Raw genomic sequence first — 11,123 nt, 5'->3', positions numbered from 1 at the left:
TGCTGGGCGCGGCGGGCAAGGCGGGCCGGGTCATCGACCCGATGACCTACATCGCCAAGGGCGCGGGCGCCGGACTGTCGAAGATCGGCGACATCAGCGCGGCGCTGAAGGGCGTCGGCAACATCGAGATCCCCCGGCTCCCGGACAACGCGATCACGCTGCCCGAGGGTGCGGTCCGGCTCCCCGAGGGTGCGGTGCGGCTGCCCGAGGGGGCGGCGATCCCTCCGGGCGGTGTCAGGATTCCCGAGGGTGGTGCGGTGACCCTGCCCGAGGGCACCGCGCTCCCGGCGGGCGCGGTCGATCTGGGCAACGGCGCGGTGAAGCTGCCCGAGGGGACGGCCGTGCCGCCCGGCGCGGTGGAACTGCCCGAGGGCACGGTCAAGCTCCCCGACGACGCCCCCGTCCTGCCCGAGGGCACGGTCAAGCTGCCCACCGAGGACGGCGCCCCGGCCCGCTACTACGACCCCGAGGGCAACATCCTCGACGAGGGCGGCAACGTCATCGCCAAGGCCGACGACGGCCCCGGCGACGTCGTCGACCAGCCCGGCATCCCGCGCGACGGCGCGGACCTGCCCCGCGTCGACAGCCCCGTCCGTGAACCCGCCATGGCCGGCGCGGCCACCCACGTCGACAACGCCGGCCAGCACGTCCGCCTCGGCAGCGACATCGGCGACCTCGGCGACCTCGGCCGCATCGGCGACGACGCCACCCCGGCCGTCCACACCGGCGACAACCTCCCCGGCAGCACAGCCGACAACCTGCCCGGAGGCCGCGCCGACAACCTGCCGACCAACAGCGTCGGACCCCACCCCTCCACCGGACCCGCAGCAAACCAGGTACCCGGCAACGGAGCAGGAGACGGTCTTCCGGGTGGCGCCACCGACGACGTCGGCGCTTCTGGCACCCACGTCGACGGCCCGGCCCCCGGCAGCGGCCACCACATCCCCCCGGCGCTGGGCGACGGTCTCCCTGGCGGCTTCGACGACGGGGCCCGCGCGGGCGACGACGCGGCCACGAACTCCCCCCCACGCCCCGGCGACCCGCAATACGGCGCGGGGAGCACGGAGTGGGTCCCGCGCACTCCCGAGCAGATGAAGTGGTGGCACGACGAGCATGTCCGGCTCGCCAACGAGGATCCCACGTGGTTCAACGACCACTACGACAGACGCGGGCACCGCAGGACTGCGGAGGAAATCGTCGATGGTCAGTACCTTCCGAAACTGACGGAAGGAACCAACCCGAGGTGGTTGGCAACCGACGATCTTCCCTCCGCACCCGGCGAGCAGTACCGCCTTCCGCCGAAACCCGTCGGATTGGACTCTGTGCCGGCCCATGTCGGTCCGAAGCTGGATGAATTGGCCGACGCACACCAGAAGTACCTGGATCTCGGTGACGCTCAGCGTACGTACGAGAAGTCACCCACGCCCGAGAATCTGGAGGCCCTTGAGGCCGCTCGCGAGGCCATGGGGGACCGCGCGAACAACACCAAGATCGGGGAGGCTCTGGGCGAGGGTGCGGCGAAGCACCATGTCATTCCGCACGAGTTCGCCGATGCCCAGTGGGTGGATCTCATGGAGACCGGCAACGGCGCCAGGAGATTCGACCAGTTGTACCGCCTCGACAACGGGACAGGCGACTTCCTCATCGTCGAGGCGAAGGCTCCGGGCGGTGAGCTCGACTGGCGAAAGGGAGCCGGCGAGGAGCACGGCCGTAAGCGGGTCAAACAGGGCACGATCGAATATGTTCAAACGATCCTTGAGGAGATGAAGGCCCGAGGTGGCGCGGACAAGGCCATCGCCGAAGAAATGGCTCGGGCCCTTCGTCGGGAGAAGGTCCAGTACGTGATGGTTCAGGCCAACAAACACACCGGCTCCTATGCTGGAGCGGAACTCAACTACTTCGATCTCTACAGGGAAGGACGCTAGTGGTGCTCTCCGTTCCCCGGCACGTCTTCGCCCGAGACGACATCCCAGGTCGTGAGCCTGTGCTCAGCCGGGGCATCGTGTGGGCTCTTGAGGACCTGCAGGAGTCCCCGATGGCGGTCAAGGACGCCATGTCCGACTCGCTGCTCCTGGCGCGGGAGCGCGCGGCGGCGGATCCGACGGCGGAGTGGCTGGAGACGTGGGAGGTGTGGGTGACCGCCATGCAGTCCGGTTCGGCGATGTTCACCGCGGCGACCACGACCGAGGCGAGTGCGGAGTGCCTCATCCACCATGAGGTGCGTACCGTTCCCGCCACGGGACCACGGCCCTGGGTGGATGCCGGGAACTGGGTCACCGTGTTCATGTTGTCGCTGATCTGCCGCGACAAGGATCGGCTGGACGCCTTGTGCCAGGTTCCGCTGTCGTTGCTGCGGGACTCGGGTGCCGAGTACGACCCCTACATCTATCCGTGGGTGGAGACGCTGCAGGCGTACTGGCAGACCCGGCCCGAACTCGGCGACAAACTGGTCGAGGCGGCCCAAGGTCTCGCACCCGAAGCGGCTCCGATCGCAGGCGCCGAAGCCACCACGAAGATCCTCTGGCCGGACGTCGACCTGTTCCACCGGTTCGTCACAGGTGACCACGAGCGGTTCAACCAGTCCCTTGCGAACGCCCTCACCCTGCACAAGGAGTACTGGACAGCGGATGAGGGACGCGCCAACGACGCGCGCGGACTCGTCGCCGTCGGCCCATTGGCCATGGCCTGCCTGGCGTACGACGCGGGCTTCCCGGTCGAGGTCGAGTCCGACTACCTCCCCAAGCACCTGCTCAAGGGCACCTGGGTGGGCGAGTTCCGCACGTAGGAGTACGACAAGGGCAAGGTCGGCAAGCTGCCGATGCAAGCTCGGCCAAAGGAGAGCGTCAGTGGCCACGACCGTTCCCCGCCACGAGTACCCCACGGACGAGGTGCCGGAGACTCTCGACGCTCTCGCCGAGACCGCGAACTGGATCCTCGACGAGTTCGCCGACTCGCCGGTCCTGCGGCCCCAGGCGCTGAGCACTGCGCTCACCTTGGCGCAGCAGCATTGTGCGGTGGACCCGCAGGCAGTGAAGTTCGAGACTTGGGAGGCGTGGGTCACAGCCATGCAGACCGGGTCGGCGCTCTTCGCCGCGGCCACCGCACCCGAGGGCGGCACCGTCACATGCCGGATCAAGGAGCGGGAGCGCACGCTCCCCGCGACCGGCCCCGAGTCCCATCTTCACGCTGGCACCTGGGTCACCTGCTTCTACCTGGCGATGATCTGCCGCGACAACGACCGTCTGCGTCGGCTGGCACAGGTGCCCCTCTCCCTGCTGCGGGAGTCGGAGGCGGTCTTCGACGAGTACATCTACTCCTGGGTGGAGGCGCTGCAGAGCTTCTGGCTGGGCCGCCAGGACGTGGGCGACAAGCTCGTCGCTGCGGTCGACGGCACCAGTCCGCAGGCACTGCGGCACGCGGACGCGGGTCTGATGTCGCAGATCCTCTATCCGCCGCTGATCCTGCTCTACCGCGTCATCCGCCGCGACCCCGCGGAGTTCAACAAAGCGCTGGCGGACGCGCTGCGCGCGCACAAGGCGTACTGGACCGCCGACATGGACCGTGCGGCCAGTGCCGACGGGCTCGTCGCTCTCGGGCCGCTGGCGATGGCCTGCCTCGCGCGTGACCAGGGCATCACCGTGGAGGTCGAGTCCGAGTACCTGCCCAAGGCGCTCCTGGAGTACAGCTGGATCGGCGAGATCGAGTACTGACCTCGCCGATCCGTCGCCTAGAACAGGCTCAGCAGTGCCTCCGCCGGATCCATCACGCCGGTCTCGCCGTCCGGCAGCGGTAGTTCGAACCACACCGTCTTGCCCCGGTGGGTCCGGCGTGAGCCCCACGCCGCCGACAGGAGACCGACGAGTTGCAGGCCGCGGCCGCCCTCGTCGGTGTCGCGGGCTCGGCGGCGGCGGGGCTGGACCAGGCCCGAGTCCCAGACCTCGCACACCAGGGTGCGGTCCAGCAGCAGGCGCAGCCTGATCTCACCCTCGCCGTAGCGCAGGGCGTTCGTCACCAGTTCGCTGACCAGCAGCTCCGTCGTGTCGACCAGCGGTTCCATGTCCCAGCTCAGGAGCTGGCCGCGCGCGTACTCGCGGGCCCGGCCCACGCTGCGCGGCTCGCGCGGCAGCGTCCAGTCGCCGACCGACTCCGCGGGCAGGCCCTGGACGCGGGCCATGAGCAGGGCGAGGTCGTCCTCGCCGTGGTGGGTGTCGAGGGTGTTGAGGACCTGGTCGCAGACATCTTCCAGAGGGCGGGTGGGGTCGGTGAGCGCCCCGACGAATGCCTGGAGGCCCTCGTCCAGCGGATGGTCCCGGGACTCGACCAGTCCATCCGTGTAGAGCGCGAGCAGCGCGCCCTCGGGGAGTTCGACCTCGACCTCCTCGAAGGGTTCCCCGCCGACGCCCAGCGGCAGCCCGGGCGGCACGTCGAGCATCAGCGCCGACTCCCCGGGCTCGACCAGGACCGGCGGCAGATGACCCGCGTTGGCGAAGGTGCACCGGCGGGTGACGGAGTCGTAGACCGCGTACACGCAGGTCGCCAGGTACACCTCGGAGAGGTCCGCCTCGCGGGGGCGCCGGGCGGCCCGGGTGGCCTGCTGGATGCCGCCGGGGGTGCCGAGGCCACGGGCGATCTCGTCCAACTGGGAGAGCACCTCGGCCGGTTCGAGGTCGAGCTGGGCCAGCGTGCGCACGGCCGTGCGGAGTTCACCCATGGCGACCGCGGCGCGCAGGCCGCGGCCCATGACGTCGCCCACCACCAGCGCGGTGCGGTGCCCGGGCAGTTCGATGACGTCGAACCAGTCGCCGCCGACCTCGCTGGGGCGCCCCGTGGAGGCGTTCCCCGGCAGGTAGCGGCAGGCGATGTCGAGGCCGGAGGCGACCGGGTCGCCCGGCGGGAGCAGGGACCGTTGCAGTATCAACGCGCGTTCGTGCTCGCGACGGTAGAGCCGGGCGTTGTCGATGCAGACGGCGGCCCGCGCGGCCAGCTCCACCGCGAGGTCGCGGTCCCGTTCGCCGAACGGCTCGCTGCCCTTCGTACGCGAGAACTGCGCGAGTCCCACGACCGTGTCGTGGGCGACCATCGGCACGGCAAGCGTGGACTGGACGAGGCCTCCCTCCTCGGCGGGGACGATCTGTGTGCGGGCCGTGCGCAGCGCGTCGGCGCAGGGCGAGTTGAACGGGTAGTGGTGGACGGCGCCGACCGTGACCGGATCGCCCGTGCCCGCGAACGGGGCGTCGGAGACCGCGCTGGCGAAGGCGACGCGGCGCAGTTCGGCGCTGCCGTCGGCGAGGCTCTGCGGGGTCTGGTCGCCGACCAGCAGCCCCTGGTAGAGGTCGACGGTGGCCAGGTCACAGAAACCGGGGACGACGACGTCGAGGAGTTCGCGGGCGGTGGTCTCCAGGTCGAGGGAGTTGCCTATGCGCGCGCCGGCCTCGTTGAGGAGGGCGAGATTGCGCCGGGCGGCGGCGGCCTCGCGGGCGGCGGCGCGGCGGGAGGTGATGTCGGTTCCCAGCCAGGCGATGCCGATGGGGCTGCCCGTTCCGCTGTGCACCCGGTAGAGGTTGACCGACCAGTGGCGGCGCTCGTCGGAGCCGGGGCGGAAGCCCGTGACGTGCATGTCCGTGATGCTGTCGCCGGTTTCCAGGACCCGGCGCAGGGTCGCGGCGACCCGCTCGGCCTCGCCGCGCGGCAGATAGTCGTGCACCCCGCGGCCGCGGTGGTCGTCGGGTGTGCCGCCGAAGACGGAGGCGAACCGCTGGTTGGCGCGCCGCACCTTCAGATCGGCGTCGATCAGCAGGAAGCCGAACGGGGATTGACCGAAAATGGCCTGCGAGGCGGCGAGGTCCGTCTCGATGCGGCGCAGCACGCGGACGTCGACGACTATGCAGACGGCCGCCTTGTCGCCGCCTTCCGTGCGGGTCGGCATCACATAGACCTCGGCGAGGCCCGTGCCGCCGCGCCCGCCGTCGGCCGTGTCCGGCAGCCGGAAGGGGATGACGCCGGTCCACTCGCGCCCGTCGAGGATCTCGGCCATCTTCCGCTGTCCGCGCTCACGCAGATCGGGGTCGATGAACGCCGCGATGGGGTCCATGCCGACGGCGCGCTCGGCCGGGATGCCGAAGAGGTTCTCGGCGCGCAGACTCCACTGGTCGACCAGCCCGTCGGGGCCGATGGAGAAGGACGCGACCTTGATGTAGTCGTAGATGGAGCCGGGCGGACTGCTCTGCCACAGGGCGTCCGTGAGCGGCATCTCGACGGAGGCACCCATGGCCTCCGTCCTCGCGCCGTCCGACGGGTCCTCGGACTCCGTGGCCTTCGCTGGTATCTCGCTCACGCGAACCGTCCCCTCCAGCTCACCGCGTCCGGTACCGGTCACCGGGGGCGGCTGCCCACAGTATCCAGCACTACGGCGCCGCACAACACGGTGTTCACGATCACAGCACGATCCAGGCGGTTTTCGGACCGTGCCGCGACAACACTTCCAGTCTTCTAACCAGGGGACACACCCTCGAATCACGCCTGAGGGCAACGGCTTCCGGCCGGATCCCGTTCGTGGACACGAGTACGACCGGTGTAAGCGTCCCGGGACCACCCCTCAGCCCGGGACGGCGAGCTCGAACCACACCGTTTTGCCCGACTCCCCGGGCCTGGTTCCCCAGCGGCGCGAGGACGATGCCACCAGTTGCAGACCGCGCCCGCTCTCGTCCTCCAGGCGGGGAGCGCGTTCACGGGGCGGCTCGGGGAGCGGGTCGGAGACCTCCACGAGCAGGACGTCGGACAGGTCGCCGGGACGCACCAGGCGTACCCCGATGGGGCCCGTCGCATGGCGCAACGCGTTCGTCACCAGCTCGCTGACCAGCAAGGCAGTGATGTCGCTCACACTGTCGAGCGCCCAGCCGTGCAACTGGCGGCGGACGACGGAACGTGCGGTGCGCGCGGCCGTGGGGTCGGCGGGGAAGGTCCACTCGGCGCACTCTCCATCGGTGTCGATCACGCCGATCACTTCCCAGGACAGTAGGCCCACCCATGTCCGGTTTCGTGGGGTTAATGGGCACATACCCGATATCCCTGGGGCAGTACCCACAGGAAGGGCGCACTGTGGCACCAACGGCGTACGGATCGAGGTCGACCACCAACGCCCGGACCACGGCGCCGAATCACGCCGCTCGCGCTTCCACACGCCCACCGATCACGCCGGTCACGCCCCCGTGATGTCGGCGTCCAGCTCCCCCGCCACCTCCTGGACCGCCGCCACGTCCTGCTCCAGCCACTCCACGCTCCACAGCGTCGCGGCAGTCAGCCAGCGCAGTGCGTCGTGGTCCTGGAGGGCCTTCGGCTCGGGGGAGCCGGCCCGCAGCCGCGCGGTCCACACCTGGAGGACGTACGGCGATCTCAGCGGCCACTCCCCCGGCACGCGCCGCACGGGCTCCGTCTCGACGCCGAGTTCCTCGCGCAACTCCCGCTCCAGCGCCGCCTCGGGCGTCTCACCGGGCTCCACCTTGCCGCCGGGCAGCTCCCAGCGGCCGGCCAGCTCGGGGGGCGCGCTGCGGCGCGCGGCGAGCAGCCGGCCGCCGTCGAGCAGGGCCGCGCCGACCACCACGATCCGTTCCGTCATGCGCCGGAGCCTACGGGAGCGCCCCGGCGGCACCCCTCACGCCTCGGGGTCCCCGTCGTGCCCGATGCGCTCGACCCAATAGAGCTGCTTGTGCCCCCGGCTGTCGAGGCTGTCCGCGATCTTCTGGGCCTCGGACCGCGTCGCGTACCTGCCCACGCGGTAGCGATTGCCGCTGTCGTCCTGCCGTATGACCAGCCACGGGAGAGTCACCGTGCTGTCGTTCATCGCGCCCCTCCGCTTCCCGCCCTCGGCCCGCGCGCCCCGCCCGCTAAGGAAACCGCAATCCGCATATGCCCGAGCCTACGCCTAACCTTCACGCAGCGAATACGGCTTTTCACAAAGAGGTACGCAACAAGCCAGCACCGAGGGGGCGCACAAGGTCGAACGCGCGGTCCGCACACCTCGGCGCATCCGGTCAGCGGCGTACCGGGCACGCCCGGGGTCACCTGCGAAAACGTCCGGATTCCACCGGTGCGTGAAAGGGCTCCCGACACGCCTGTGCCGGGGGCAACTGCCGCACGGTTGTGCGCTACTTCACCGGAAGGTGATAGGCCACCCGGTAGCGGTCGGCCGGGATCACGACGTCCGACGTCTCGACCGGTCGCCCGGAGGCGTAGAAGGTGCGCTGGACGACGATGACGACATGGCCGGGGACGCCACCGAGCGTGAGCAGCTCCTCTGCCAGTCCGGGGCGGGCGCCGACCTCCTCGGTGACGTTGTCCACGATCACGTCGATGGCGGCCATGCGCTCGACGACACCCATGCCGCCGAGGGGGCCCTCCTCGGGCAGCATCACCGGCGTACGCCCGGTGACGGCGAGCGGCTCCCAGGAGGTGGAGAGCATCATCGGTTCGCCGCTGTCCCGGAAGAGGTACCTGGTGCACATCACGCGGTCGCCCGGCCGGATGCCGAGCCGCTCGGCGATGGCGCCGCTCGCCGCGGTCTGCGCGCTGCTGGACTCCCAGGTGCCACGCGCGGCGGCGTCGGCCTGCTCCTGCCGGAAGGGCGTGGCGCCGCCGGCAGGGCGGTATCCGGAGCGGGCGATGCTGCGGGGCACGGGCCGCTCCCGGACATAGGTCCCGGAGCCGGACCGGCCCTCGACCAGACCCTCCGCCATCAGCACCTTGCGGGCCTCCAGCGCGACCGTGTCCGAGACTCCGTACTCCTCGCGGATTCTCGCCTGCGAGGGCAGACGCGTATGCGGTGGCAGCTGACCGTCGACGATCTTCTGGCGGAGATCACCCGCGACGCGCAGGTACGCCGGCTGCTCACCGAATGTCACTGGCCGCTCCCATCAGGTTGTACAGACAGCAACAGCGTGGCAACCGTGGGTTGTGCCAGGCAAGCGAAGGCCAAAGAATCACTCGATGTGATGACTTCTGGCCCCCGCAGGCTTCACGCAGGCAGTTTCTCCCCGCTATGGAGCCGATCACTCCCCCCGGCCACGGAAATGGATCGCAGACCGGTGGTTCGCCACACCTCGGCGCGCTCACACCTCCTGGTCCGGGGCCGCCTCGTCTGAGGCACCGGCGGGCGGGCTGGTGTCCAGACCCAGAGCTTCGCGCGCGGTGACGGTGGCCTGGCCGTCGTAGAACCCGTACCCCTGGTCGTAGTGCGCGTAGAAGGTGTCGGCGTCCCCGGCGTCCGCGGCCTTCGCCCAGTCCTCCCGGGCCGACGCCAGCTCCTTCACCAGGGCGGCCATCGGCCGCTCCGCGTCGGCGGGCCAGGTGTGCGCCTCCAGTGCGGCGCCCTGCTCGCCGAGCACGTCGTGCATGTCCTGCGCCCACGCCTGGTTCACCGGCAGGTCCTCGTCGGGGAACGCCTCGGGCTCCTCGCCCATGACGGCGTCGATCGCGACCACCGTCTCCAGGTACGCGAGCTGGTCCGCGTCCAGGGTCGTCTCGTCGTTGCGCAGGGAGCCCGTCAGGCTGCCCTTCTCGTCGGTGTTGCCGAAGAGGCAGGTGATCTCACGGTCACCGAGGGCCCAGCTCTCCCGGGTCGGCGTCAGGTAGTACACGTCGACGTCGTCGGGCACCGCCCAGCTGTCCATGGCGTAGTCGGGCTCCAGGGCGTAGCACTCGTCGTCGGCGACCTTCGCGACGTGGTCGTCGCCCGGGAAGGTGCCGCCGGGCAGGGTGACGGTGGCGAACACCTCGCCGTCGTGCTTGCCGGAGCAGGGCACCACCTCGACGTCGTACGTCTCCCCCTCCAGCGATCCGGTGGGCGCGTCGAAGCACTCGCCCTTGTCCGGCGAGACGATCGCGCTCTCCCGCGCGCCCTCCTTGAAGCCCTCCCAGAAGTCGGACGCGCCGCCCGTCGAGAAGGTCAGGGTCAGCAGGGCCAGGCCGACCGTCGACAGCACTGCCCCGGCGATCGCCATGCCCTTGCCGCGCTCGCCCTTCCGCTTGATCTGGCGCAGCGCGATCAGACCGAGCACCAGCCCGACGGCCGGCAGGAAGCAGAGGATGCCGAGCACGAGGGCGGCGATCGCGGCACCGTTGACCGGCGGCAGTCCGGGCGGCGGGTAGGGGCCCCATGCCCCGTGAGGCGACTGCTGACCGTACGGCCCCGGAACGCCGTACGGTCCCTGGACGCTGTAGTGCCCCTGGGCGCCGTAGTGCCCCTGGGCGCCGTAGTGCCCCTGGGCGCCGTAGTGCCCCTGGGCGCCGTACAGTCCCTGGTCCTGCGGGGCCGGGTACTGGCCGTAGGGGCCCTGAGGCTCCTGCGGCTGCTGGGGCCCAGGGGGCGGGGGTATGGACACAGGTACGGTGCTCCTGGTTCGGGCTTCGGAGAGGGTTCGGAACTGCCGTACGGATCGCGGGTGCGACGGGTGCGACTGGCGCATCGTAAGCGGGGGACCAGTGGGGGCGGAATGCGGATCACGCCTACCACGGCACATGCCGTGAACCGGCTGACGGCCCGCTGGGCCAGGAACGTCACGGACGGTACGGCGTTCTCGGCCGCCGGGGTGTGGACCTTGCTCGCCCTGCTCGCGGACGGGGCCGGGGGCGCGGCGCGGGCGGAGCCGGCGGACGCGGTGGGCCTGCTCGCAGACCAGGCGGCGGGCGCCGCACGGGAGTTGCCCGTCGGCTTGGCCACGACGCGCGGCCTGGACGCGGCCCTGGGCCTGCGGACGAAACGCACGCTGGAGCTGAAGGAAGCCTGGGAGGCCGGGCTGCCCGCCGCGGCGCACGGGGTGCTCACCGGGGACATGGCCGCCGGTCGGGCGGCGCTGGAGGCCTGGGCGACCCAAGCGCACGGGCGGGTTCGTCGACCGAATGCCGGTCGGGCTGACGGACGGGACCGAACACCGCCCGCTTCGAGCGCCCCTTCGGCTTCCTGGCGCTGCACCGGCACTCGCGGCTGGTGCTGACGGCGGGGTGGGTGACCGAGCCGCAGCCGTACCCGGAGGAGCCGGAGTTCTCCGGGGACTTATGAGAAACGTGCCTCGTCCTCGCGGCGGCCGGGCTTCCGCCCGGGACCGCGAGGACGAGGGATGAGCGGGTGT

General features: G+C 70.9%; 9 protein-coding genes and 1 pseudogene. 4 read left to right on the top strand and 6 right to left on the bottom strand.

Going from position 1 to position 11,123, the window contains the following annotated elements:
- The 3 genes and pseudogenes from AB0O67_RS17815 to AB0O67_RS17805 all read left to right on the top strand — a co-directional run.
- Window positions 1-1,925: pseudogene (locus AB0O67_RS17815) on the top strand (hypothetical protein); the annotation flags it as partial.
- Between the two features lie 2 nt (window positions 1,926-1,927).
- Entirely contained in the window at window positions 1,928-2,785 is an 858-nt protein-coding gene (locus tag AB0O67_RS17810; RefSeq protein ID WP_365451024.1) for an immunity 49 family protein, read from the top strand.
- Between the two features lie 61 nt (window positions 2,786-2,846).
- On the top strand, window positions 2,847-3,710 hold the full coding sequence (locus AB0O67_RS17805; RefSeq protein WP_365451022.1) for an immunity 49 family protein: 864 nt from the start codon (window positions 2,847-2,849) through the stop codon (window positions 3,708-3,710).
- A gap of 17 nt (window positions 3,711-3,727) precedes the next feature.
- Here AB0O67_RS17805 and AB0O67_RS17800 read toward each other — a convergent pair whose 3' ends face one another.
- From AB0O67_RS17800 to AB0O67_RS17775, 6 genes are all read right to left on the bottom strand, one after another.
- Window positions 3,728-6,334 (bottom strand): SpoIIE family protein phosphatase, encoded by a 2,607-nt coding sequence (locus AB0O67_RS17800; RefSeq protein WP_365451020.1) that lies wholly within the window; start codon window positions 6,332-6,334, stop codon window positions 3,728-3,730.
- Window positions 6,335-6,595: 261 nt separating this feature from the next.
- Window positions 6,596-7,003, bottom strand: a complete 408-nt coding sequence (locus AB0O67_RS17795; RefSeq protein ID WP_365451018.1) for an ATP-binding protein — start codon at window positions 7,001-7,003, stop codon at window positions 6,596-6,598.
- A gap of 195 nt (window positions 7,004-7,198) precedes the next feature.
- A complete protein-coding gene (locus tag AB0O67_RS17790; protein WP_365451016.1) occupies window positions 7,199-7,615 on the bottom strand; it encodes a (deoxy)nucleoside triphosphate pyrophosphohydrolase in 417 nt (138 codons plus the stop codon).
- Between the two features lie 36 nt (window positions 7,616-7,651).
- Window positions 7,652-7,840 (bottom strand): SPOR domain-containing protein, encoded by a 189-nt coding sequence (locus AB0O67_RS17785; protein WP_365451014.1) that lies wholly within the window; start codon window positions 7,838-7,840, stop codon window positions 7,652-7,654.
- Between the two features lie 304 nt (window positions 7,841-8,144).
- A complete protein-coding gene (locus tag AB0O67_RS17780; RefSeq protein ID WP_365451012.1) occupies window positions 8,145-8,897 on the bottom strand; it encodes a GntR family transcriptional regulator in 753 nt (250 codons plus the stop codon).
- A gap of 207 nt (window positions 8,898-9,104) precedes the next feature.
- Complete coding sequence (locus AB0O67_RS17775; protein WP_365451010.1) at window positions 9,105-10,376, bottom strand: DUF4190 domain-containing protein; 1,272 nt, start codon at window positions 10,374-10,376, stop codon at window positions 9,105-9,107.
- 141 nt (window positions 10,377-10,517) lie between these two features.
- Here AB0O67_RS17775 and AB0O67_RS17770 point away from each other — a divergent pair, with 141 nt between their 5' ends.
- A complete protein-coding gene (locus AB0O67_RS17770; protein WP_365451008.1) occupies window positions 10,518-10,988 on the top strand; it encodes a hypothetical protein in 471 nt (156 codons plus the stop codon).
- Window positions 10,989-11,123 lie beyond the last annotated feature (135 nt).

Origin of the sequence: Streptomyces sp. NPDC086077, from assembly GCF_040686175.1 — a bacterium.
Classification (GTDB): domain Bacteria; phylum Actinomycetota; class Actinomycetes; order Streptomycetales; family Streptomycetaceae; genus Streptomyces.
This window is presented reverse-complemented; position numbering and strand designations above follow the sequence as displayed.